This is a genomic window from Methylobacterium sp. A52T (assembly GCF_053346095.1).
In genome coordinates this window covers 1-23,905 of the sequence record NZ_JBKFBI010000034.1, presented here as the reverse complement: position 1 = coordinate 23,905, position 23,905 = coordinate 1, and the positions used below count along the sequence as shown (strand labels likewise).

The following is a 23,905-nucleotide window of genomic DNA, read 5'->3' as shown; positions in this document are numbered from 1 at the left end:
GACGCGAGTCCCGTCGCGGCGGGTCAGAGAGCAGAGGCAAGTTGCGATGTTCGAGTTTCCGGTTCTGGTCGGCGACATCGGCGGGACGAACGCGCGGTTCGGTCTGATCGAGAAGTCCGGCGACCAGCCCCGCCTCCTCGCGCACGAGGCGACCGCCGACCATCCCGATCCGTCGAGCGCCATCAAGGCGTCGCTGACCAAGGGCGGCGGCCCGGCACCGCGCTCGGCGATCCTGGCGATCGCCGGCCGGGTCGACGGGCCGGAGATCCAGCTGACGAACGCGCACTGGAAGATCGCGGGCCAGCGCATCGCCGAGGATTTCGGGCTCTCCTCGGCGACGGTGGTCAACGACTACGTGCCGGTGGCGGCCGGCGCCGCCGATATCGAGCCCCACGACCTGACGCCGGTCGGGCCCTGTCCCCCCGTGCCCGGCGGCGCCCGCGTGGTGCTGGGCCCCGGGACCGGCTTCGGCGCGGCCGCGCTGGTCCCCTATGCGGCGCATCTCGCCATCGTCTCCACCGAGGTCGGCCACACCGATATCGGTCCGGCCGACGCCTTCGAGGAGAAGGTCTGGCACGCGCTGGAGCGGGTCGAGGACCGGATCACCGTGGAGACGGTGCTGTCGGGACCGGGCCTGTCGCGGCTCCACGCGGCCGTCGCCCATGTCCGGACCGGGCAGCCGCACGAGAAGATCGAGCCGGCCGCGGTCACCGAGGCCGGTCTGAACGCCACCGATCCGCACGCCGCGGAGACGCTCGCGCTGTTCGGCCGGGTGCTCGGACGCGTCTGCGGCGACCTCGCGCTGACCTTCCTGGCGACGAGCGGGGTCTATATCGGCGGCGGGATCGCGCCCCGGATCCTCAAGGTGCTCGAGGAGAGCGGCTTCCGCGACGCCTTCGAGAAGAAGGCGCCCTTCGCCGCCATGATGCGCCGGATCCCGACCAGCGTGATCACGGTCCACGACCCCGCTTTCCGGGGCCTGGCGGCCCTGGCGAACGAGGGCGCCAAGTTCGTCTACCACGGGCAGGTGTGGCGGAAGGGGGCGTGAGCGCCCGCGGCGGCGTCGGCCGGGTGCGGAGCGAGGCCGGACGGCTCCGCTCCGCGCGCGTCCCGCTGTCGCCGCGGGCCCGCCTTCAGGCCGCCGCCAGCGGCTTCGAGACCTCCTCGAGGGACTTGCCCTCCGCGGCGGTGCCCCAGATGCCTCCCACGACCGCCGCGATGAGCATCAGCACCGCGCCGAGGCCGTAGCCGAACAGCACCCAGTCGCGCGAGCCGGTCTCGACCAGCGTGCCGAACAGGAGCGGGCCCGAGACGCCGCCGATGCCGGTGCCGACCGCGTAGAAGGCCGCGATGGCGAGCGCCCGGATCTCCAGCGGGAAGGTCTCGGAGACCGTGAGATAGGCCGAGCTCGCCGCCGCCGAGGCGAAGAAGAACACCACCATCCAGGCCGCGGTCTGGCCGACCGGCCCGAGGATCTCGAGGCGGAACAGCAGCCCGACGCCGGCGAGAAGCAGCGCCGAGATGCCGTACGTGAAGGCGATCATCTTGCGCCGACCGATCGTGTCGAACAGCCGCCCGAGCAGCAGCGGGCCGAGGAACGAGCCGAGCGCGAAGGGCAGCAGGTACCAGCCGACGTGGTTGCCGGGCACCTGATAGAAGCGCTCCAGCACCAGCGCGTAGGTGAAGAACAGCGCGTTGTAGAAGAAGGCCTGCGCGATCATCAGCGCGAGGCCGACCATGGTCTCCTTGCGGCTCGTCACGAACAGCGCCTTGAACACCTCGGAGAGCGGGGTGTGGTCGCGGGTGCGGACCTTCATGCGCTTGCTCTCGTCCACCGGCGGCAGGGTCACGCCCTCGTCGGTGAAGCGCTTCTCGATGCCGGTGACGACGCGGTCGGCCTCCGCCGCGTAGCCGTGGGTCGCGAGCCAGCGCGGGCTCTCGGGGATCCAGGTGCGCAGGAGCAGGATCACGAGGCCGATGGCGCCGCCGGTGAAGAAGGCGACGCGCCAGCCCCAGGCCGGGTCGATCACCTCCGGCTTCAGGAGCACGATCGACATGAACGAGCCGAGCGCCGCGCCGATCCAGAACGAGCCGTTGATGACGAGGTTGGTCCAGCCGCGGACCCGGGCCGGGACCAACTCCTGGATGGTCGAGTTGATCGCGGTGTACTCGCCGCCGATCCCCGCGCCCGTGAGGAAGCGGAAGAAGCAGAAGCTCCAGATGTTCCACGACAGGCCGGTGGCCGCCGTGGCGACGAGGTAGAGGGCCAGCGTGATGAAGAACAGCTTCTTCCGGCCGATCCGGTCGGTGAGCCAGCCGAAGCCGATCGCGCCGGTCACGGCGCCCACGAGGTAGCAGGAGGCGGCGAGCCCGACGTCGAACTCCGAGAACGACATCGGCGGCTGGCGCAGCGCGCCCACGAGGGAACCGGCGAGCGTCACCTCGAGGCCGTCCAGCACCCAGGTGATGCCGAGCGCCACGATCACGAGGACGTGGAAGCGGCCCCAGGGCAGCCGGTCCAGGCGCGCGGAGATGTCGGTGTCGATCACGCGGCCGATCTCCGCGCGCTCCGGCGTCCCGGATCCCCCCTCGACCTTGCTCGCCATGTCCGCGTGTCCTCCCGATTCACCTGTTTAACCGTGCCTGGACAGCGGGCATTTACCGCGACTGTAGGCAGGTGTTGGGAACGGGTTGGAAATCGATTCGGTTCGATTTCGTCTTCACGGGCGCGGCGCAGAACAGGGAGGTTCACGCGGTGCCCCTCCCATGCTCTCCTGCTCCACCCGGTCTCGCCGATCCTGGCCCCGCTACGCCCTGCTGGCCGCGATGACGCTCGGCGGGCTCGCGACCGCCCCCACCGAGGGCGCGGACCGGCACCTCGAACGGCCCAAGCCCCGCGTCGCCATCCAGGCGGCCGAGCGCTGGCGCCTGCGGCCGACCGAGCCCGTCGTGGCGGCGACGACCGGCAGCATCCGCAAGCGGCCGGAGACCGCGATCCCCGAGGACCGGCGCAACGTCCGCCTCGTCTACCCGGCGCTGATCGAGGCGCGCTGACCGCGCCGGCGCCCGACCCATCTCGACGATCCGGATCCCGTCAGGCACAGCGCCTGCTTCGCCCGCGCGTGGACGGGCGGAGCGGTACGGTGCGGAGGACGCGGATGGCGGAGGCGATCGGCCTGGTCGGGTGCAAGGGGCCGGCTCAGGAGGCGGAGTACCTGCGGATCCTCGCGGCAGCCATGCCCGAGGAGCGCCTGATCCCGTTCCGGGCGATGGACGAGGCGGCCCGGGCGGCCGCGCGGGTCGCCGTCGTGGCCAACCCCGATCCGGCCGAGGTCGCGGCGCTGCCGGGTCTCGTCTGGGTGCAGAGCCTGTGGGCCGGGGTGGAGAAGCTCGTCGGCGCCTTCGACCGGCCGCTGCCGATCGTCCGCTTGGTCGACCGCGAGATGGCCCGCACCATGGCCGAGGCCGTGCTGGCCTGGACCTACTATCTCCAGCGCGACATGCCGGCCTACGCCCGCCAGCAGCGGGACCGGGTCTGGCGCCCGCACGCCTACCGCAAGCCGACCGACACCACGGTCGGCCTGCTCGGCCTCGGGGCGCTCGGGACCGCCGCGGCAGAGCGGCTCACCGGGGCGGGCTTCCGCGTCGTCGGGTGGAGCCGCAGCCCCAAGGCGGTGCCGGGCCTCGAGGCGGTCCACGGCGCCGACGGTCTCCCGGCGATGCTCGGCCGGTGCGACATCCTCGTCTGCCTCGTGCCGCTCACGCCGGAGACGCGGGGGCTCGTGAACGCCGAGCGCCTCGCCGCCCTGAAGCCCGGCGCCGCGCTGATCAACTTCGCTCGCGGACCGATCGTCGTCACCGAGGATCTGATCGCCGCCCTGGACAAGGGCCACCTCGCCCACGCCGTGCTCGACGTCTTCGCGGTCGAGCCCCTGCCGGCGGAATCGCCGCTGTGGTCGCATCCCGGCGTGACGGTGCTGCCGCACGTCTCGGGGCCGACCGACATGGATTCGGCGGCCGCCACGGTGGCGGCCAACCTGCGGGCCTATCGGCGGACCGGTCAGGTGCCGGACGGCGTCGACGCGGCGCGCGGATACTAAGGCGCGCGCCTCACAGCTTCGGGAATGTCGCCGCGAGGTGGTCGATCAGCACCCGCACGGCCGGCGGCAGCCCGCGCCGGGTCGTGAAGACGATGTGCACGATCCCGGGCTGACCCTGCCAGTCCGGGTAGACCGGCGCGAGCCGGCCGGCCGCGATCGCGTCGGTGCAGGCATGGTCGGGCAGGAACGCGACCCCGAGGCCGTCGGCCGCCGCGTCGCAGAGCGCGGCGAAGTCGCCGCAGGTCAGGCGCGGCTCGTGGCGCAGGGTGAAGATCGTGCCGTCCCGGTGCTCCAGCCGCCACTCCGCCTCGCCGGGATCGTCGCGGGTGCCGAGGGTCGGGACCGCGCCGAGCGCGGCGATGTCGGAGCCGAGGCCGCGCGCGACCCGCGGCGCGGCGACCAGGATCCAGCGCGAGGTTCCGAGCGTGCGCATCGTCAGCGACGCGTCGCTCGTCAGGTCTTGTCGGACCCGCAGCGCCACGTCGATCCGCTCCTCGATCAGGTCGACGGGCCGGTCGGTCACGACCAGCTGCAGCCGCACCTTGGGGTATCGGACGAGGAAGCCGCGGACGCGCGCCGCGACGATGTCGGTGAGGCCCGTGGGACAGCTCATGCGGATCCGCCCGTGCGGCTCGGTCTGCGCCTCCGCGACGAGCGCCTCGGCCCGGTCCGCCTCCAGCATCATCGCCCGGCAGCGCTCGTAGAAGCCCTGGCCGACCTCGGTCACGCGGAAGCGCCGGCTCGACCGCTCGATCAGGCGGGCGCCCAGGCGCGCCTCCAGGGCCGCGATGCGGCGGCTCAGCTTCGATTTCGGCTGGTGCAGCGCCCGGCCCGCCGCCGCGAAGCCGCCGTGTGCGACGACCTCGGCGAAGTAGACATAGTCGTTGAGGTCGGCGCGGATCATCGTTCCTCCTGTCGAACGCTGAGTGCCACATCCGCCGACTACCGGCATCATCGTTCCGGCGGCATGTCTCCAACCAGCGGCGCACACGGTGCCGAACAGCGGAGAACGACGATGACCGGCAGGTTTCAGGACAAGGTCGTGGTGGTGACCGGCGGCACAAGCGGCATCGGCCTCGCGGCCGCCCAGGCCTTCGTGGCCGAGGGGGCGTCGGTGTTCATCACCGGCCGCCGGCAGGAGGCGCTCGACGCGGCGGTGAGGCAGATCGGCGGCCGGATCACCGGCGTGCGCGGCGACATGGCGAACCTCGCCGACATCGACCGCCTGTACGACGCGGTCCAGCAGAAGCACGCGCAGATCGACGTCGTCTTCGCCAATGCCGGCGGCGGCAGCTTCGCGCCGCTCGGGGCGATCACCGAGGCGCACTACCAGAGCATCTTCGACACCAACGTGAAGGGCGTGCTCTTCACCGTCCAGAAGGCGCTGCCGCTCCTGCGGGACGGCGCCGCGATCGTGCTCACCGGATCGACCACCGGCAGTTCGGGCACGCCCGCTTTCAGCGTCTACTCGGCGACCAAGGCGGCGGTGCGCAACTTCGCCCGGAACTGGATCCTCGACCTGAAGGACCGGCGCATCCGGGTGAACACGATCAGCCCGGGCGTGACCGAGACCGCCGGCCTCGACGAGCTCTTCGGCGGCGGCGATCAGGCGGCGGCCACCAAGGACTATCTCGCGGGTCAGATCCCGGCCGGCCGCGTCGGCCGGCCCGAGGAGATCGCTCAGGCGGTGCTGTTTCTCGCTTCCGATGCGGCGAGCTTCGTCAACGGCGTCGAGCTGTTCGCCGACGGCGGGCAGGTCCAGATCTGAGGATCCGCGCCGGCCGGGACGCGACACCCGGTCCCGGCCGGCGGGGTGAACCCTGGCTTTATCCGCCGGTTAAAGGCCTGGCCCTCCGGTCCCGCGCTCCGCGGGCGGGCGCCGGGAAGGACGCTCGGGTTTCATGGGTTGGCCGCGCCGCATCCTGATCACCGCCGGGCTGGCGACCGTCGCGGCCGGCGTCGCCCTGGGCGTCGGCCGCTTCAGCTACGCGCCGATGCCCGACCGGGCGGACCTGCTCAACCCAGACCGCTACCCGATCGAGACCGCCTTCGACATCCTCGGACGCCGCGTCTCGCGTGCCGAGGCCGACCGGCTCGGCGGCACCGAGGCCGGACGGAAGGAGCTCTCGCCGAAGAGCGGTGCGGTCGCGATCGATCCCGCCATGGTCGAGCGCGGCCGGCAGGCCTTCTATCAGGAGACGTTCGGCAACGAGGTCTTCCTCACCGACGTCATGGGCATGCTCGACGGCGGCCTGACTCCCACGCAGGTCGCCCTGGCGGTGGCCAAGCTCGGCGGCCAGGGCACCACCGATCTCAAAGTTGCCATGGCCAGGGACGTGCGCGTCGGCGACCGCGTCTACCGGGCGGGCGAGCTGGTCCCGACCGGGCTCGACGTGCCGAAGGGCGGCGCCTTCATCATCGGGATCAAGACCTTCTACGACCGTGGCCACCTGCGGATGGGGATCACCTGCGCCCTGTGCCACGCGGCGGTCGATCCCGGCACCGGCAAGGTCGTGGAGGGCGCGCCCAACACCGACCTCAATGCCGGGCTGCTGATGGCGCTCGCGAAGAACTCCTCGGCCTACTTCATGCACGCCAGCGTGCCGGAGGCCGATGCCAAGCCGCCCGCCGATCCGCAGCATACCGGCTCGACCGGCACGGGGCCGGCGCTCCCGGACGCTGCTACCGTCGAGGCGGCCACGAAGGTTCAGGTGGCGAGCTGGCCGCCGGGCAGCTTCGACTCGTCCGCCGACCGGGTCACCAACCCGACCTCGATCCCGTCGAGCTTCTCGGCCCACGGCGAGCCCTACAGCTGGAGCGGGCGCGAGGCGATCGGGCCCTTCGCGGGCCTGTCCTCGCTCAACAACAACGTCCACGCGGCCAATTCCGACACGACCCAGCTCGCCGCCGCCGCGTCCTGGCTGTTCGGCATGGATCCCGAGACGTATCTCGGGATCGTGCTGCGCGGCGCGGCCACGGAGGCGTTCCGCTACAGGCCCGACGGTGGCCGGAGCCCGTCGGAGGTGCTGCGCAGCGTCGATCCGACCCCGGCCTCGCCGGGCCTGAACAGCTACGCGGTCCTGCCGACCTATCCGGCGACCAACTACGTCACCGACAACGGCCTGTTCACGTCCGTGCCCGGGGAGCCGGTCAACCACGCCAACAACGCCATGTCGGCCTTCCAGAACCTGCTGCACCCGCCGGCCGCCGGGCAGGATCCCGACCGCGTCCGCGCCGGCCGCGCGGTGTTCGAGAAGGCCGGCTGCGGCAGCTGCCATTCCGGCCCGGCGCTCACCAACCACCGGGTCGTCCCGGAGGCCGAGATCGGCACCGAGCCGACGCGGGCGCGGGCGGGCGCCAAGATGGAGGCGCGCCTGTCGGCGCCGGCGATGTTCGCCGCCGACACGCCATTCCCGGTCCCGGCCGATCCGGTGATCGTCCCGGTGCCGCTCGCGGGCGACGCCCTCGCCCAGGTGCAACTCGCCTGGGGGCAGGGGGGCACGGAGGGCGGCTACAAGGTGCCGAACCTCGTGGGCCTCGCCTGGACGGCGCCGTACCTGCACGATTCCGGCGTGGCGGTCGGCCGCGACGCGGATACGCAGCTCGGCGTGCCCGGCACCCTGTACAAGGGCATCGCTCCCGATCCGGCCAACAGCCTGCGCGCCCTGGTCGACCGGGACCTGCGGGCGAAGGTCATCGCCGCCAACGCGGCCTCGGATACAGCGCGCACCGCCCGCGTTACCGCCAGAGGGCACGCCTTCTGGGCGGATGCGGGCTCGGGCGTCTCCCCGGAGGAGCAGACGGCGCTGATCGCCTACCTTCTCTCGATCGATCGCCTGACCGAGCCGGCCGCGACGCCCTGACCCCGCCGCGCGAGTTCAGGATCTCCCATGACGCAGAACAGCAATCCGGTCTGGTTCATCACCGGCTGCTCCACCGGCTTCGGCCGGGAGCTCGCCCGGCTCGTCATCGGGCGCGGCTGGCGGGCGGCTGTGACGGCCCGCGACCGCGCCAAGGTTGCCGACCTGGCCGAGGGCGCCGAGGACCGGGTCCTGGCCCTGTCCCTGGACGTGACCGAGGCCGGTCAGATCGCCCGATCCGTCAGGGCCGCGGCGGACACGTTCGGGCGGATCGACGTGCTCGTGAACAATGCCGGCTACGGCTACCAATCCGCCATTGAGGAGGGCGAGGAGGAAAAGATCCGCGCCCAGTTCGACGCCAACGTCTTCGGCCTGTTCGCGCTGACCCGCGCCGTGCTGCCGGTCATGCGGGCGCAGCGCTCCGGCCACATCCTCAACATCACCTCGGTGGCGGGCTTCGTCGGCTTCCCGGCCTCGGGCTATTACGCGGCCACCAAGCACGCCGTCGAAGGGTTCTCGGATTCCCTCGCCGCCGAGGTGGCACCGCTCGGGATCCGCGTGACCTGCATCGAGCCGGGCCCGTTCCGCACCGACTGGGCCGGGCGCTCCCTGATCCAGACGCCGAACGCGATTCCCGACTACGCCGAGACCGCCGGCGCGCGACTCAAGGCCACGTCGGAGAAGAGCGGCACCCAGGCGGGCGATCCGGTGCGGGCCGGCGAGGCGATGATCCGGGTGATCGAGATGGACAACCCGCCGCGCCACCTCGTCCTCGGCGCCTGGGGCTACGACGCAGTCACGAGCCGGCTGAAGCAGCGTCTCGCCGAGATCGAGGCATGGCGCGAGACCAGCCTCGGAGCCGATTACCCGCAGGCTTAGGGGTTTTGGCAGGCGCCATGCCGTCTTTGCGAGCGGAGCGAAGCAATCCAGGAACGCTACATACTCAGATGTACTGCTGCCCTGGTGCTTCACTGCGTTCGCAAAGACGCGGCTCTGATCACCGCCTCGATCAGGCCGCGCCGCTTGGCCTCCTCGGCCTCGAGGTACCAGTTCGACGGTGCCTTCTCGAGCACCTCGTCGAGGGTGACGTCCGAGCCCGCGACGAGGTTGGCAAACCCCTCGTTCTGGATCTCGATCGAGCACAGGATCTCGTTGAGCGTCGCCTTCACGGAGGCGATGCAGGTGGTGAGCGGTCCCTCGACCTGGAGCTGCTTGTTCATCTTGCGCTCGTGGATCATCAGCCGCGTCCCGCAGGTCAGATACCGGTTGGGCCGGGCGAAGAAGCTCATGAAGGTCGTGCCGGCCGAGTAGATCGCGGCCTTGCCGAGGAAGACGAACCGCCGGTTCGGGTCCATCGCGCTGTTGAAGCGGATGTCCTCGCCCATCATCCGGGCGACCTCCGGGTCGCCGCCGAGCGTCGTCAGCTCGACGACGACGAGGTCGCGGTCCCCCGCCGCGTCGAGCTGGCGGCGGAAGTCCTTGTACATGTCGTAGTCGACCGGCCCCGAGAGCAGGACGGCCGGGGCCCGGAAGGCGGTGGGGCCGAGGGGAGTCGTGTCCATGGTCCTCCTCATCGATAGAGCGGCCCAGACCCACTCCTCCCGCGGCTCCGGCCCGGCGATCAGCGCGCCGGGTCGGGCGCACCCTGGCCCTTGCCCACGAAGGGGATGCCCTCGATCGGGCATTCCTCCGTGCCGACGCTCTGACGGGTAATGGCCCGGACGGCGTCGCGGGTCCCGTCGGGATCCTCGATCCAGCGCCGGTAGAAGTCGTAGGGGCATTCCGACATCCCGTGCCGGTTCTCCTTCGAGTTGATCATGCCCGTGTAGCCGCGGTGCAGCAGCTTGAAGAGGTGGTTCTCCGACTGGCCGTGGGCGCGGAAATCCCGGATCAGGAACTTCGACAGGGCGGCGTACTGGATGCCCATCTCCTCCTCGCCGCACTCGCCGAGCGTGCGGCCGTCGAAGCCGATGATCGCGGAGTGGCCGAAATAGGTGTAGACGCCGTCGAAGCCGGCCGCGTTGGCGACCGCCACGTAGGTGTTGTTGGCGAAGGCCATCGCCTTCGAGATGACGACCTGCTGCTCCTTCGCCGGGTACATGTAGCCCTGGCAGCGGATGATCAGCTCGGCGCCCCGCATGGCGCAGTCGCGCCAGATCTCCGGGTAGTTGCCGTCGTCGCAGATGATCAGGCTGATCTTCAGCCCCTTCGGCCCGTCCGACACGTAGGTGCGGTCGCCCGGGTACCAGCCCTCGATCGGGGTCCAGGGCATGATCTTGCGGTACTTCTGGACGATCTCGCCCCGGTCGTTCATCAGGATCAGGGTGTTGTAAGGCGCCTTGTGCGGGTGCTCCTCGTGGCGCTCGCCGGTGAGCGAGAACACGCCCCAGACCTTGGCTTCCCGGCAGGCGGCGGCGAACACCTCGGTCTCCGCGCCCGGGACCGTCGAGGCGGTCTCGTACATCTCGGCGGCGTCGTACATGATGCCGTGGGTCGAGTATTCGGGAAAGATCACGAGGTCGAGGCCGGGCAGGCCGGTCTTCATGCCGACGATCATCTTGCTGATCGCCTTGGCGTTCTCCAGCACCTCGGCGCGGGTGTGCAGGCGCGGCATCTTGTAGTTTACGACGGCGACGCCGACGCTGTCCTGGCTGGACGAGATGTCTCCGTGCATCATGGCGTGATGTCCTCCTGACCTTGATCGTCCCCCGGTTGAGCGCGGCTCAGTGGCTGATCATCCAGGGCCGCGCCTTCGGGAAGCTCTTGGCGGCGGCCGGGGCGGCGGCCTTCTTGGGTGAGCAGCAGCCGCAGCCGGCCCCGTGACTGCCCGAGCGCCTGGGCGCGTGGCGGCTGCGCTCGTTGGTGGCGTGGGCAGTCCTGAGGCCCGCATCCATGCCGGCGATGCGCGGCGCGGTGAGGAAGGCGCGCGGGCTCGCGCCGCCGCAATCCGGGCAGGCATGCGGCTCGCGGAACTCCGCCATCGGCCGCATCACCGTGAAGGGGCCGCAGGCCTCGCAGGCGTAGTCGTAGACGGGCATGGGGTGCTTCCAGAAAGGCTGCCGGATCAAGCGCGTGTCCCCTCTCCCGGACGGGAGAGGGAGCAGGTCGCGTCCGGTCAGACCGGACGCGCCCAACAATCAATTACAGATCCGGCGAGAGCGGCATCTGGATCGAGCCGTCGAGGAACTTGGTCGGTCCGTCGGCGCCCGGGTTGATGTCGAACTCGAAGATCTTGGTCGGTATCCAGAGCGTCGCGCAGGCGTTCGGGATGTCGACGACGCCCGAGATGTGGCCCTGGACCGGCGCCGTGCCGAGGATCGAGTAGGCCTGCGCGCCCGAGTAGCCGAACTTCTTCAGGTACTCGATCGCGTTCAGGCAGGCCTGCCGGTAGGCGATATGGACGTCGAGGTAGTGCTGGCCGCCGCTCTCGTCGACCGAGATGCCTTCGAAGATCAGGTGATCGTCGTATTTCGGCGTGATCGGCGACGGCTTGAAGATCGGATTCTTGATCCCGTACTTGGCCATGCCGTCCTTGATCAGCTCGACCTTGAGATGCACCCAGCCGGCCATCTCGATGGCGCCGCAGAAGGTGATCTCGCCGTCGCCCTGGCTGAAATGCAGGTCGCCCATGGAGAGGCCGGCGCCGGGGACGTAGACCGGGAAGTAGATCTTCGAGCCGCGCGACAGGTCCTTGATGTCGCAATTGCCGCCGTGCTCGCGCGGCGGGACCGTGCGGGCGCCGGTGGCGGCGGCCGCGTCCTTCGCGTCGCCCTTCAGGCGGCCCATATGGGCGGTCGGCCCGAAGGGCAGGGTGGCGAGCGCCGGCACGCGCTCCGGGTCGGTGTCGTAGAGCGCCTTCTCGCGGGTGTTCCAAGTCTCCAGCATCTTGGGATCGGGCAGGCAGCCGATCAGGCCGGGATGGATCAGGCCGGGGAAGCGCACGCCCGGGACGTGGCGCGACTTGGTGAACATCCCCTCGAAGTCCCAGATCGATTTCTGGGCCTGCGGGAAGTGCTCGGTGAGGAAGCCGCCGCCGTTCTTCTTTGAGAAGAAGCCGTTGAAGCCCCACTGGCTCTCGGGCTTGGCGCCGATGTCGAGGAGGTCGACCACCAGCAGGTCGCCGGGCTCGGCGCCCTCGACGCCGATCGGACCCGAGAGGAAGTGCACGATCGACAGGTCGATGTCGCGCACGTCGTCGGCGGAATCGTTGTTCTTGATGAAGCCGCCGGTCCAGTCGTAGGTCTCGACGATGAAGTCCGCGCCCGGCTTCACGTACGCCACCATCGGGATGTCGGGGTGCCAGCGGTTGTGCACCATGTCGTTGTCGTAGGCCGATTGCGTGAGATCGACCTTGATCAGCGTCTCGGGCATCTCGTGTCTCCAGCTCCCTGACTTAACCGGGGCAGGCCCCGTCCGCGCGCCGTTGCGCGTCTCTCACCCGCTCGCGAGCAGCTCTTTCAGCGCGTCGTCGAGGACCTTGATGTCATCCGGGCTGGTGCCGGGCCCGCCCGCGAAGTGGCCCCACCACGTGTCGATCACGCGCAGCTCCGCGTTCGGCATGGCGGCCGCCTCGATGGCGTTGTCCTCGGGCGGGAAATACAGGTCGGTCGAGGCGGGCATCAGGATCGCCTTGGCGCGGATGGCGCCGAGCGCGGCCTTGAAGTCGCCCTTGAAGGTGTCGTTGGCGCTAATGTCGCCGTGCTGCCACGTCCACAGCATGGCGAGCAGGTTGTTGGCGTCGCGCTCGTAGAACAGGCCTTCCCAGAACCCGATCAGGAAATCCTCCAGCGAGGCGTAGCCCATGTGGGTGATGTCGGCCTCGAGCCGGTAGAAGGTCTGCGACAGGCCCCAGCCGGCGTAGACCCGGCCGAAGGCGCGCAGGCCCCGCGTCGGCGGGCTCGTGTACCAGCCCTCGGCCCAGGCGGCGTCGGCCTGCAGCGCCGCCTTGGCGCCCTCCAGGAAGACGTAATTGTGCCGGGAGCACTTGGCCGAGCCCTGAAACGGCAGGATCCTCGGCACCATGTCGGGGTACATCGACGCCCAGTGGTAGGTCTGGAGCGCCCCCATCGACCAGCCGGTGACCAGGACCAGCTTCTCGATGCCGAAATGCTCGGTGACGAGGCGGTGCTGGGCGCGGACGTTGTCGTAGGCTGTGACGTTGGGGAAGCGCGGCCCGTTCCAGGGCGCGGGCGTGTTGCTCGGCGAGGACGACAGCCCGTTGCCGAACATGTTCGGGATGATGATGAAGTACTTGGCCGGGTCGAGCGCCTTGCCGGGGCCGATCAGCCACTCATTCTCTGTGTGCTGGCCCGAGTACCACGTCGGATAGACGATGGCGTTGTCCTTGGCTGGGCTCAAAGTCCCGAACGTCTTGAAGGCGAGCTTGGCCGCGCGCAGCGTCATGCCGCACTGGAGCACGAAGTCGCCGAGTTCGAAGATCTCGTGATCGGCCATGCTGTGCTCCTAGACCGACAGGAACCGGGCCACCGCCGCCTCGTCGATCCCGTCGCGCGGGGCTTCGTGGACGATGGCGCCGTTCTCCAGCACGATCACCCGGTCGGCGACGTCGAGGGCGAAGCTCAGGACCTGCTCGGACACGACGATGGAGAGGCCGCGCGCGTCGCGGATCGCCTTCAGTGTCCGGCCCATCTCGCGGATGATCGAGGGCTGGATGCCCTCGGTCGGCTCGTCGAGGAGCAGGACCGTCGGCCGGCTCGCCAGGGCCCGGGCGATGGCGAGCTGCTGCTGCTGCCCGCCCGAGAGGTTGCCGCCGCGCCTGCCCTTCATCTCCAGGAGCACCGGGAACATGTCGTAGAGGTCCTGCGGGACCTTGCGGGCGCCCGTGACCGTCAGGCCGGTCTCGATGTTCTCCTGGACCGTCATGGTCGAGAAGATCATCCGTCCCTGCGGAACGTAGGCGAGGCCCTTGGCGACCCGGGCGTGGCTCTTGAGGCCGGCGACATCAGCACCCTCGACCTGGATCGACCCGGCCTTGACGGGCACGAGGCCCATCAGGGTCTTCATGAGCGTGGTCTTGCCCATGCCGTTGCGGCCCATCACGGCGACGATCTCGCCGGGGGCCACCGAGAAGGTCAGCCCGTGCAGGACCTCGCTCTGTCCGTAGGCGGCGTGCAGGTCGTCGACGCCAAGGGCCGGCGTCGCGGACGGGGCCGCGGTCAGCGGGGGCGCCTGGACGCCGGGGATGTGCGCAGTCTGGAGCGACGCCATCGTCAATGTCCCAGGTACACTTCGATGACCTTCGGGTCGTTCTTGACCCGCTCCATCGAACCTTCGGAGAGCACCTTGCCCTGGTGCAGGACGGTCACCCGGTGGGCGATGTCCTCGACGAACTTCATGTCGTGCTCGATCACCAGCACCGAGCGGCCCTTGATGATCTGGTTGAGCAGTTCGGCGGTCTTGATCCGCTCGCCGACGCTCATTCCGGCCACCGGCTCGTCGAGCATCAGCAGCTCCGGGTCCTGGATCAGCAGCATGCCGATCTCCAGCCACTGCTTCTGGCCGTGGCTCAGGAACTCGGCCCGCTCCCTGAGCTGGTCCTTCAGGAAGATCGTCTCGGCGATGGCGTGGATGCGGTCGCGGACCTCCGCGTCCCGCTTGAACGTGAGGGCGCCGAACACCGAACGGCCGCGGGGGAACGAGATCTCCAGGTTCTCGAACACCGTCAGGTCGTCGTAGATCGACGGCGTCTGGAACTTGCGGCCGACGCCGGCCTGCACGATCGCGCTCTCGGAGAGCTTGGTCAGCTCCTGGCCCTTGTACTTGATCGAGCCGGCGCTGGCCTTGGTACGCCCGCAGATCAGGTCGAGGACCGTGGTCTTGCCGGCGCCGTTCGGGCCGATGATCACCCGGATCTCGTCCGGATCGACGTAGAACGACACGTCGTTCACCGCCGTGAACCCGTCGAACGAGACCGTGAGCGCCTCGACGGCGAGGAGGTAATCGGGCGGGGCGGACTCGGCGCCGACCACGGGGGAGGAGAGGATCGCGGCGTTCATGGCATGCTCACTCGGCCGGGGCGCCGTGGGGCGGGGCGATGGCGGGCGCGGGCGCCTGCAGGCTCTTGGCGCGGCGGGTGAGGCGGGGCTCGATGTGCTCGCGCCAGATGCCCGCGAGACCGTTGGGGAAGGCCAGCACCACCGCGATGAACAGGGCGCCGAGGCCGAACAGCCAGAGGTCGGGGAAGCTCTCCGAGAAGCTGGTCTTGGCCCAGTTGACGAGCAGCGTGCCCCAGACGGCGCCGAACAGCGACAGGCGCCCGCCGACCGCGGCGTAGATCACCATCTCGATCGAGGGGACGATGCCCACGAAGGAGGGCGACATGAACCCGACCTGCAGGGTGAACATCGCGCCGCCGATCGCCGCCAGTCCGGCGGCGAAGCAGAAGGCGAAGACCTTGAAGCCCGCCACCGAGTAGCCGGAGAACCGGACCCGGTCCTCCTTGTCGCGCATGGCGACGAGGATGCGACCGAGCTTCGACTTCTTCACGTACTGCGCCGCCAGGATGCAGGCGATCAGCAGGCCGCCGTTGACGAAGTACAGGATGAACTTCGCCGAGTCGGTGCGGATGTCCCAGCCGTGGAGGGTGCGCAGGTCGGTGATGCCGTTGATGCCGCCGGTGTAGCCCTGCTGGCCGACGATCAGGATTGTCAGGATCGCGGCGATCGCCTGGGTGATGATGGCGAAGTAGGTGCCGCCGACCCGGCGCTTGAACATCGCGAAGGAGATCAGCATCGCGAACAGGACCGGGACGGCCACCGCCAGGATCAGTGTCAGCGGCAGGCTCTTGAACGGCTGCCAGAACCAGGGGAGCGCGGTGATCTGGTTCCAGTCCATGAAGTCCGGGATGCCGGGCGTGGACTGGATCTTCGTATTCTCGATGCTCGAAGCTTCCAGCTTCAAGTACATCGCCATGCAGTAGCCGCCCAATCCGAAAAAGACGCCCTGGCCGAGGGAGAGGATGCCCGCGTAGCCCCAGCAGATCACCAGTCCGAGGGCGACGAACGCGTAGGTGAGGTACTTGCCGACGAGGTTGAGGCGGAAGCTGTCGAGCACCAGCGGCAGGACGACCAGGATCACCCCGGCCAGGAGGAAGAGGCTCAGCCACTCCACCGGCTTCATGAACGGGTTGTCGTTGACGGAGACGGATTTGGTGAGGGTCTGGACCGGGTTCGTCATGGTCGAAAATCCTCAGCGCCGGACCTTGAGGGTGAAGAGGCCCTGCGGCCTCAGCATCAGGATGCCGACCACCGCGAGCAGGGTGATGACCTTGGCCATCGAGCCGGAGAGGAAGAACTCCAGGGTCGACTGCGTCTGGGAGATCGAGAAGGCCGACGCGATGGTGCCGAGCAGGCTCGCGGCGCCGCCGAACACGACGATCAGGAAGGTGTCGACGATGTAGAGCTGGCCCGAGGTCGGCCCGGTCGAGCCGATCATCGTGAAGGCGGAGCCGGCGATGCCCGCGATGCCGCAGCCGAGGCCGAACGTGTAGCGATCGACCTTCTCGGTATCGATGCCGACTGCCCCCGCCATGGCGCGGTTCGACATCACGGCGCGGACCTGCTGGCCGAAGCGCGAGCGGAAGATCAGCAGCGCGACGCTGACCGTGATCAGGATGGTGACGGCCATGACGAACAGGCCGTTGATCGGGATCTCGATCGTGTCGGTGACCTGCACCGAGCCGATCAGCCAGGACGGCAATTCGACGCCGACCTCGCGGGCGCCGAAGATCGACCGGTAGGCCTGCTGGAGGATCAGCGACAGGCCCCAGGTGGCGAGCAAGGTGTCGAGCGGGCGCTTATAGAGGAACCGGATCAGGCCCCATTCCACCAGCATGCCCAGAGCGCCGGAGGCGAGGAACGCCAATCCCATCGCGATGAAGAAGTAGATCGGGAAGAGCGCCGGCAGGTAGGTCTGGAAGAAGGTCGAGCAGAGATAGGTGACGTAGGCGCCGAGGATCATGAACTCCCCGTGGGCCATGTTGATCACGCCCATCTGGCCGAAGATGATCGCGAGCCCAAGCGCCATCAGCAGGTAGACGGAGAACAGGATCAGGCCGGCGAAGCCCTGCATGGCGAAGATCGCGCCGAGGTCGCCGAGGGAGTAGTCGCCGAGCATGTCTTGGTCTTCCGCAAAGCGAGTTCGATTGGTGCCGGCTCGTCACGGCCTTCGGGCCGGGCCGTCTTCGCGAGCGGAGCGAAGCGAGCCAGGGACGCGCGACGTCTCGGTAAGTCCCGCTGCCCTGGGTCGCTTCGCTTCGCTCGCGATGACGGGGAGGGGTGATTTCACCCCTCCGGACAACGGATTACTGGTACCCCTTGGGGAACGGATCCGGCTTGATCAGCTCGGGACTGGTGTAGACGATCTCGAATTGGCCGTCGGGCTTGGCCCGGCCGACTCGCGTCTTCGACCAGAGGTGGTGGTTCTCGTCGATCTTCACGTAGCCTTCCGGCGCGCCCTTGAACTCGATCCCGGGCGAGGCCGCCACGACCTTGTCGACGTCGAACGAGCCGGCCTTCTCGCAGGCCATCTTCCACAGGAACGGGCCGAGATAGGCCGCCTGGGTCACGTCGCCGATGACCGTCTTCTCGCCCCACATCTTCTTGAACGCGGCCACGAACGCCTTGTTGTTCTCGTTCTGGATCGACTCGAAGTACTTCATGCAGGCGTAGGCCCCGGCGATGTTCTCGCCGCCGATGCCGTCGATCTCGTCCTCGGTCACCGAGATCGTCATCAGCACCTGCTTCGACAGGTCGATGCCCGCCGCCTTGAGCTGCTTGTAGAACGCCACGTTCGAGCCGCCGACCACGTCGGCGAAGATCACCTTCGGCTTGGTCAGCTTGATCTTGTTGATGACCGAGTTGAATTGCGTGTGCCCGAGCGGGAAGTACTCCTCGCCGACGACCTTGCCCTTGAGCACGTTCTCCACGTGCTTGCGGGCGATCTTGTTGGAGGTGCGCGGCCAGATGTAGTCGGAGCCGATGAAGTAGAAGCTGTCGCCGCCCTTCTCCTTGTGGACCCAGTCGAGGCCGGCGAGGATCTGCTGCGTGGCCTCCTGGCCGGTGTAGAAGACGTTCTTGGACTGCTCCAGGCCCTCGTAGAAGGTCGGGTAGTACAGCAGGCCGTTGTACTGCTCGAAGACCGGCAGCACTGCCTTGCGCGAGGCCGAGGTCCAGCAGCCCATCACGGCGGCGCAATGGTCGTTGACGAGGAGCTTCTTGGCCTTCTCGGCGAAGGTCGGCCAGTCGGAGGCGCCGTCCTCCTGGATGATCTTGATCTTGCGGCCGAGCACGCCGCCGGCGTCGTTGATCTGCTGGATCGCGAGCTTCTCCGCTTCCTGCGCGCCCGTCTCCGAGATCGCCATCGTGCCGGTGACCGAGTGCAGGATGCCGACCGTCACCTCGCTGTCGGTCACCGCGAGGCCCGTGGTGTTGACCGCCGAGTTCGGCGGCGCCGCCCAGGCGGTGCGCGGCAACAGCGCCAGCGCCGGGGCGCCGGCCAATCCCATCAGCAGCCTGCGCCGCAGCGGGGAGCGCAAGCCGTGATCGGCGCCGGTCTCGGTGTCGTCTGCCATGTGCCTGACCCTGTTCGCGTCCGGGCCTTGAGAGGCAGCCCGGATCGACGAGCGCAGGCTAGGTCCTGGGTTGCGGTGCGGCCTATACGCGATTTTGCGTATGGCCGTGGTCTTGCATGCGCCGCACCATCGCGGCGGAATACTTTGAGGTCGGGGTGGCTGAGAGCGCGAATAGTGGGAGCACCGCTCCGGTGCCCGGTCTTTCGCGCGCGCGCGCGTCGCGCGGCCGCCCGTGCGCGACGCAGCCCGGGCGTGGCGGCCGGATCGCCCCGGCCGGGGCCCGATGAGCGGTCCGCAGCGCATCATCCCCATCCGCCGGGACTACAACCGCTTCGTCGCCGACGAGACGCTGGAGGATTACGCCCTCCGCTTCACCGCCAAGAAGGCGCGGCGCTGGTCGAGCCTCGAGGTGGCGCAGACGGCCCTCGGCTCGATCTCGTTCCTCGCGCTGGAGGCGATCGGCGGGACGCTGGCGCTCACAGCGGGATTTCCCAACACGGTGGCGGCCGTGCTGGTCGTCGGCCTGATCATTTTCGCCACGGCGGCGCCGATCACGGTCTACGCCGCCCGCTACGGCGTCGACATGGACCTGCTCACCCGGGGCGCCGGCTTCGGCTATCTCGGCTCGACCGTCACCTCGCTGATCTACGCGAGCTTCACCTTCCTGTTCTTCGCCATCGAGGCGGCGATCATGGCTCTGGCGCTGCAGCTCTGCTTCGGGCTGCCGCTCGGCGTCGGCTACCTGCTCTGCGCCGGGGCGGTGATTCCCCTCGTCGTCTACGGGATCCGGCTGATCAGCCGGTTCCAGATCTGGACGCAGCCGATCTGGATCGGGTTGAGCCTGCTGCCGCTGATCTTCGTGGCGGCGCAGGGCGCGGGGCCGCTGCGGGCGCTCGCCGGCTATCCGGGCCTCGACGGCGGCGGGAGCGGCTTCGATCTCGCGCGCTTCGGCCTCGCCACCGGCGTCCTGCTGGCGCTGCTCGCCCAGGTCGGCGAGCAGGTCGACTTCCTGCGCTTCGTGCCGGAGCCGCGGGGCCCGCGCGACCGCCGCTGGTGGCTCGCCGTCCTGTCGGGCGGCGCCGGCTGGATCCTGCCCGGGATGCTGAAGATCCTGCTCGGCGCCGCGCTGGCGGTGCTGGCGCTGGGCCACGGCGTCCCGGCCGAGCACGCCGCCGAGCCGACCCGCATGTACGCGGTGGCCTTCGGCTACCTGACGGGGGAGGGGAGCCGGGCGGCGCTGCTGCTCACCGGGCTGTTCGTCCTCGTGTCGCAGCTCAAGATCAACCTGACCAACGCCTATGCCGGCTCGATCGCGTGGTCGAACTTCTTCTCCCGCCTGACGCACAGCCATCCGGGGCGGGTGGTCTGGCTCGTGTTCAACGTCGCCATCGCGGTGCTCCTGATGGAGCTCGGCATCGACAAGACCATCGAGAGCACGCTGCCGCTCTACGCCTCCGTGGTCTCGGCCTGGGTCGGGGCGCTGGCCGCCGACCTCGCGGTCAACAAGCCGCTCGGCCTCTCGCCCTCGGGCATCGAGTTCAAGCGCGCCCATCTCTACGCGGTGAACCCCGTGGGGACCGGCGCCATGGCGCTATCCCTCGCGGCCGGGGGCGCGGCCTATGTCGGCTGGCTCGGCGCGACCCTGCAGCCTTTCGCGCCGCTTCTCACCCTCGCCATCGCGTTCTGCGCCGCCCCGGCGATCGCTTGGGTCACCGCCGGACGCTGGTACCTCGCCCGGACGCCGAAGCGGGATTGGGGCGCGGCCGAGGTGGTCTGCCGGGTCTGCGAGCTGCCCTTCGAGGGCGAGGACATGGCCCATTGCCCGGCCTACGACGCGCCGATCTGCTCCCTCTGCTGCTCGCTCGACGCCCGCTGCAGCGACCTGTGCAAGCCCCACGGGCGCCTGGAGGTGCAGGCGCAGGCTGCCGTCGCGCGGATCCTGCCGGGCCGCACCGCCGCCTGGATCGGCGCGCCGCTGGGCCGCTACCTCGCGGTGATGCTGACGCTCTGCGCGGTGATCGGTCTGATCCTCGGCATCGTGCACGCGGGCGCGACGATCGCCCACCCGGAGAATCGCGAGTTCCTGCGCACGGCGCTGACCAGCGTGTTCTTCACCCTGGTGGTGATCCTCGGCGTCGTGGCGTGGCTGTTCGTGCTCGCCCAGGAGAGCCGGCGCGTCGCCCAGGCCGAGACGATGCGCCAGACCGCGCTCTACCAGGCCGAGATCGCCGCCCATAAGGTCACCGACGCCAAGCTCCAGGAGGCCAAGGAGCGGGCCGAGGCCGCCAACCAGGCCAAGAGCCGCTACGTGGTCGGGATCAGCCACGAGCTGCGCACGCCGCTCTCCACGGTGCTCGGCTACGCCCAGCTCCTCGAATCCGACCCGGCGATCCCGGCCCACCGCGTCAACGGCCTGCGGGTGATCCGCCGAAGCGCCCAGCACTTGTCGGGCCTGATCGACGGCCTCCTCGACATCTCGCGCATGGAGGCCGGGCGCCTCCAGATCCACCGCGACGAGGTCCGGCTGACCGACTTCCTCGACCAACTGGTCGACATGGTCCGCCTCCAGGCGCGGGAGGCCGGGCTCGAATTCCGCTTCGCGCGGCCCGAGATCCTGCCGGCGGTCGTCGCCACTGACGAGAAGCGCCTGCGGCAGGTGCTGCTCAACCTCCTGTCGAACGCCATCAAGTTCACGGAAGCCGGCACCGTCTCGCTGGACCTGAGCTACCGGAGCCAGATCGCGGTGTTCACGATCCGCGACACCGGGCCGGGCATCCCGGAGGCGGACCTCGCGCGGGTCTTCGAGCCGTTCGAGCGCGGCTCGACGCCGGCCGCCCGCAGCACGCCGGGGACCGGACTCGGGCTCACCATCGCCAACCTGCTGGCGCAGCTGCTGGGCGGCGAGATCACCGTGACCGCCGCCCCCGGCGGCGGCACGCAGGCCCGGCTGCGCCTGATGCTGGCCTCCGTGGCCCAGCCCGCGCCGATCGCACCGGCCGCGCCGGTCGCACCGCCGGAGCGGGCCTACGCGGGTGCGCGCCGGACCGTCTTGGTCGCCGACGACGACAGCGCCCACCGCGCGCTGATGCGGGCGATCCTGGAGCCGCAGGGCATCTCCGTGCGGGAGGCCGGGTCGGGGACCGAGTGCCTCGCGACGGTCGCGCAGGGCGGCGTCGACCTCGTCCTCCTCGACATCGCGATGCCCGGGATGAGCGGCTGGGCGGCGGCGGCGGCCCTGCGGCAGGCCGGGCATACCGGCCCGATCGCCATGATGTCCGCCAACGTCCACGAGATCAGCCCGATTCGGGGCGACGACGCCCCGCACGACGCGATCTTCGCCAAGCCCTTCGACCTGCGCGACGTGATGGAGCGGATCGGCAAGCTCCTGCACCTCGAATGGACCGAGGGTGCCGCGCCGGCGCGGTTCGGGGCGGCCGCGGCCACGGCGGACATCCCGGGGCCGGGGCCCGAGCATGTCGGCGAGCTCCTGCGCCTCGGCCGGATTGGGCATATCCGCGCCATCGAAGCCAAGCTGACCCAGATGGAGGAGGACGCGACCGTGCCGCCCGCTTTCGTCGCCCGGATGCGCGGGCTCGTCGAGGGCTACGACCTTCGCCGCTACCTCGCGGTCCTGCAGGAACTCGCCCGCCATGACTGAGGCGTCGAAGGTCCAGCCGCACCGGGACATCGTCCTGGTGATCGACGATTCGCCCGACACGCTGAGCTTCCTTACCGAGGCGATCGAGCGGTCCGGCGCCACCGTGCTGGTCGCGGTCGGCGGCGATCTCGCCCTGAGCCTAGTGGACGAGATCACGCCGGACGTGATCCTCCTCGACGCGGTGATGCCGGGCCTCGACGGGTTCGAGACCTGCCGCCGGCTCAAGGCCAAGCCGCATCTCGCCGGCGTGCCGGTGATCTTCATGACCGGGCTGAGCGAGACCGAGCACATCGTGAAGGGGCTCTCCGCCGGCGGGATCGACTACGTCACGAAGCCCATCGCCCCCGACGAGATCCTGGCCCGGATCCGCGTGCATCTCGCGAGCGCCCGCGCCGCGCAGAGCGCCCGGACCGCCCTCGACACGGCCGGGCGGACCCTGTTCGCGGTCGCCGAGGACGGCACGATCCTGTGGTCGACCCCGCAGGCCGGGCGCCTGCTCGCCGGGCTCGGCGCGGTGCCCGCCGGCGCCCCCGCGCTGCCCGCCGGCGCCCGCGAGTGGCTGCGCTCGTGCCTCGCCGGCGCCGCCCAGCCCCTCGCGCTGACCGATCGCGACGGCGTCGCCTACGCCCTGAGCTTCATCGGCCGCACCCCGGACGAGATCCTGCTCCGCCTGTCGCGCGACGCGCTGTCGGCGGGGGTCGAGCGGCTGCGGGTGCGCCTGCCGGTCACCGGGCGCGAGGCCGAGGTCCTCCTCTGGCTGTCCCGGGGCAAGTCGAGCCGCGACATCGGCGAGATCCTCGGGCTCAGCCACCGGACCGTGACGAAGCACCTCGAGAGCATCTACGCGAAGCTCGGCGTGGAGAACCGCACGGCCGCCTCGATCATCGCGGCGCGGCACCTGCAGGATTGAGCCCGCGCAGAGGCCGGTCGGCAGGGTTGCGCCGGCCGCGGATCCCCAAGCTTGTCCACAGGCGTCGATCCCCGGCGAAACGCCTTGGTAAGCCCCGCCGCCCCACGGTCCCGCCTCAGCCCGACAAGCCGAGTCCGGATGCGATGATGACCAGCCAGCAGCTCGCCGACGAACTGAAGCGGATCGCCACCACCCAGGTCAGCGACATCACGCGGGCGGTGAAGGAAGGCCAGAAGTCGATCGCCCTCAACGAGGTGCGGGACATGGCGCGGCGCCTCGGCCTGCTCGCGGACGCCTTCGATCCGAAATCCGCGGCCGAGAGATCCGAGGCCGACGGCGCGAGCGTCGCCGAAGCGGTCGACGACGCCCAGGCCGCCTGACACCCGTTGCCGGCGGCGCCCCGCCGGTCCCCTCCCAGGAGCGCTCCATGGTCCGCGCGCACTTCACCATCCGCCTCGGCAACGCCTCGCTACCGGCCTCGGCGGCCCAGTGGGTCGAGGATGTCGAGGCCGCCCGGTCGACCGCGCGCACGATCGTGCAGGGGCTGATGCGTCAGCACGGCGGCGACCCGCGCCTCATGGAGGCCGCGATGGTGATCACCGGCGACGACGGTGCCGTGCTGCTCGAGATGTCCTTCTTCGACACGCTGTACCTGCCGGTCGAGCCGGTGCCCGACGCCGACCGGCGCCGGCCGCGCGCGCCCCGCGGGGCCGCGCCGCGGGGACTGACGGCCGCCCTCGGCCCGGTCCGGCGCCTCGCCGGCGCGCTGGGCATGCGCGCGCAGCC

22 protein-coding genes are annotated in these 23,905 nt (G+C 70.0%); 10 read left to right on the top strand and 12 right to left on the bottom strand.

The genetic code is table 11. The features are described 5' to 3' along the window. Nucleotides 1-46: 46 nt before the first annotated feature. Nucleotides 47-1,048 carry a glucokinase gene (locus ACLBYE_RS10970; protein ID WP_447694209.1) on the top strand — a complete coding sequence of 334 codons (1,002 nt, stop codon included), beginning with the start codon at nucleotides 47-49 and terminating at the stop codon, nucleotides 1,046-1,048. Nucleotides 1,049-1,133: 85 nt separating this feature from the next. On the opposite strand, the gene ACLBYE_RS10965 is transcribed toward ACLBYE_RS10970, so the two are convergent. After that, nucleotides 1,134-2,606 (bottom strand): MFS transporter, encoded by a 1,473-nt coding sequence (locus ACLBYE_RS10965; protein ID WP_447694208.1) that lies wholly within the window; start codon nucleotides 2,604-2,606, stop codon nucleotides 1,134-1,136. Nucleotides 2,607-2,766: 160 nt separating this feature from the next. Between ACLBYE_RS10965 and ACLBYE_RS10960 the strand changes: the two genes are divergently transcribed. Together ACLBYE_RS10960 and ACLBYE_RS10955 are read left to right on the top strand one after the other, a co-directional pair. Next, the gene (locus tag ACLBYE_RS10960; RefSeq protein ID WP_447694207.1) at nucleotides 2,767-3,054 is read left to right on the top strand and encodes a hypothetical protein; all 288 of its coding nucleotides are present in this window, start codon (nucleotides 2,767-2,769) and stop codon (nucleotides 3,052-3,054) included. A gap of 104 nt (nucleotides 3,055-3,158) precedes the next feature. Then, nucleotides 3,159-4,100 carry a 2-hydroxyacid dehydrogenase gene (locus tag ACLBYE_RS10955; RefSeq protein ID WP_447694206.1) on the top strand — a complete coding sequence of 314 codons (942 nt, stop codon included), beginning with the start codon at nucleotides 3,159-3,161 and terminating at the stop codon, nucleotides 4,098-4,100. 10 nt (nucleotides 4,101-4,110) lie between these two features. Here the strand turns inward: ACLBYE_RS10955 and ACLBYE_RS10950 are convergent, their stop codons facing one another. After that, nucleotides 4,111-5,004 carry a LysR substrate-binding domain-containing protein gene (locus ACLBYE_RS10950; RefSeq protein ID WP_447694205.1) on the bottom strand — a complete coding sequence of 298 codons (894 nt, stop codon included), beginning with the start codon at nucleotides 5,002-5,004 and terminating at the stop codon, nucleotides 4,111-4,113. A gap of 111 nt (nucleotides 5,005-5,115) precedes the next feature. Between ACLBYE_RS10950 and ACLBYE_RS10945 the strand changes: the two genes are divergently transcribed. The 3 genes from ACLBYE_RS10945 (at nucleotide 5,116) to ACLBYE_RS10935 (ending at nucleotide 8,839) form a co-directional block, all read left to right on the top strand. Further along, entirely contained in the window at nucleotides 5,116-5,868 is a 753-nt protein-coding gene (locus ACLBYE_RS10945) for an SDR family NAD(P)-dependent oxidoreductase (RefSeq protein WP_447694204.1), read from the top strand. Nucleotides 5,869-6,001: 133 nt separating this feature from the next. Beyond that, nucleotides 6,002-7,963 carry a cytochrome C oxidase Cbb3 gene (locus ACLBYE_RS10940; RefSeq protein ID WP_447694203.1) on the top strand — a complete coding sequence of 654 codons (1,962 nt, stop codon included), beginning with the start codon at nucleotides 6,002-6,004 and terminating at the stop codon, nucleotides 7,961-7,963. A gap of 27 nt (nucleotides 7,964-7,990) precedes the next feature. Continuing rightward, nucleotides 7,991-8,839 carry an oxidoreductase gene (locus ACLBYE_RS10935; RefSeq protein ID WP_447694202.1) on the top strand — a complete coding sequence of 283 codons (849 nt, stop codon included), beginning with the start codon at nucleotides 7,991-7,993 and terminating at the stop codon, nucleotides 8,837-8,839. An 89-nt stretch (nucleotides 8,840-8,928) separates the two neighbouring features. Here ACLBYE_RS10935 and ACLBYE_RS10930 read toward each other — a convergent pair whose 3' ends face one another. The 10 genes from ACLBYE_RS10930 to urtA form a co-directional block, all read right to left on the bottom strand. Next, a complete protein-coding gene (locus ACLBYE_RS10930) occupies nucleotides 8,929-9,522 on the bottom strand; it encodes a ClpP family protease (RefSeq protein ID WP_447694201.1) in 594 nt (197 codons plus the stop codon). Nucleotides 9,523-9,581: 59 nt separating this feature from the next. Then, nucleotides 9,582-10,637, bottom strand: a complete 1,056-nt coding sequence (locus tag ACLBYE_RS10925; RefSeq protein ID WP_447694200.1) for an aliphatic amidase — start codon at nucleotides 10,635-10,637, stop codon at nucleotides 9,582-9,584. Between the two features lie 46 nt (nucleotides 10,638-10,683). Next, nucleotides 10,684-10,998 (bottom strand): FmdB family zinc ribbon protein, encoded by a 315-nt coding sequence (locus tag ACLBYE_RS10920; RefSeq protein ID WP_447694199.1) that lies wholly within the window; start codon nucleotides 10,996-10,998, stop codon nucleotides 10,684-10,686. A gap of 103 nt (nucleotides 10,999-11,101) precedes the next feature. After that, the gene (fmdA, locus tag ACLBYE_RS10915) at nucleotides 11,102-12,331 is read right to left on the bottom strand and encodes a formamidase (protein ID WP_012322394.1); all 1,230 of its coding nucleotides are present in this window, start codon (nucleotides 12,329-12,331) and stop codon (nucleotides 11,102-11,104) included. Nucleotides 12,332-12,394: 63 nt separating this feature from the next. Continuing rightward, a complete protein-coding gene (locus ACLBYE_RS10910) occupies nucleotides 12,395-13,414 on the bottom strand; it encodes an alpha/beta fold hydrolase (RefSeq protein ID WP_447694198.1) in 1,020 nt (339 codons plus the stop codon). Nucleotides 13,415-13,423: 9 nt separating this feature from the next. Continuing rightward, nucleotides 13,424-14,188, bottom strand: coding sequence for an urea ABC transporter ATP-binding subunit UrtE (gene urtE / locus ACLBYE_RS10905; protein ID WP_447694197.1), 765 nt, complete (start codon nucleotides 14,186-14,188; stop codon nucleotides 13,424-13,426). A gap of 2 nt (nucleotides 14,189-14,190) precedes the next feature. Then, on the bottom strand, nucleotides 14,191-14,976 hold the full coding sequence (urtD, locus tag ACLBYE_RS10900) for an urea ABC transporter ATP-binding protein UrtD (RefSeq protein ID WP_447694196.1): 786 nt from the start codon (nucleotides 14,974-14,976) through the stop codon (nucleotides 14,191-14,193). Between the two features lie 7 nt (nucleotides 14,977-14,983). Beyond that, entirely contained in the window at nucleotides 14,984-16,156 is a 1,173-nt protein-coding gene (gene urtC / locus ACLBYE_RS10895) for an urea ABC transporter permease subunit UrtC (protein WP_447694195.1), read from the bottom strand. A 12-nt stretch (nucleotides 16,157-16,168) separates the two neighbouring features. Next, nucleotides 16,169-17,095, bottom strand: a complete 927-nt coding sequence (urtB, locus tag ACLBYE_RS10890; protein ID WP_012322399.1) for an urea ABC transporter permease subunit UrtB — start codon at nucleotides 17,093-17,095, stop codon at nucleotides 16,169-16,171. Nucleotides 17,096-17,282: 187 nt separating this feature from the next. Then, the gene (gene urtA / locus ACLBYE_RS10885) at nucleotides 17,283-18,551 is read right to left on the bottom strand and encodes an urea ABC transporter substrate-binding protein (RefSeq protein ID WP_447694194.1); all 1,269 of its coding nucleotides are present in this window, start codon (nucleotides 18,549-18,551) and stop codon (nucleotides 17,283-17,285) included. A gap of 283 nt (nucleotides 18,552-18,834) precedes the next feature. Between urtA and ACLBYE_RS10880 the strand changes: the two genes are divergently transcribed. The 4 genes from ACLBYE_RS10880 to ACLBYE_RS10865 form a co-directional block, all read left to right on the top strand. Beyond that, complete coding sequence (locus ACLBYE_RS10880) at nucleotides 18,835-22,209, top strand: hybrid sensor histidine kinase/response regulator (RefSeq protein ID WP_447694193.1); 3,375 nt, start codon at nucleotides 18,835-18,837, stop codon at nucleotides 22,207-22,209. After that, nucleotides 22,202-23,119, top strand: a complete 918-nt coding sequence (locus ACLBYE_RS10875; protein WP_447694192.1) for a response regulator transcription factor — start codon at nucleotides 22,202-22,204, stop codon at nucleotides 23,117-23,119. The genes ACLBYE_RS10880 and ACLBYE_RS10875 overlap by 8 nt, the downstream gene beginning before the upstream one ends. Before the next feature lie 146 nt (nucleotides 23,120-23,265). Beyond that, a complete protein-coding gene (locus ACLBYE_RS10870; protein ID WP_042669484.1) occupies nucleotides 23,266-23,499 on the top strand; it encodes a hypothetical protein in 234 nt (77 codons plus the stop codon). 47 nt (nucleotides 23,500-23,546) lie between these two features. After that, the coding region (locus ACLBYE_RS10865) for a DUF6894 family protein (protein ID WP_447694191.1) at nucleotides 23,547-23,905 on the top strand (359 nt) is incomplete at its 3' end.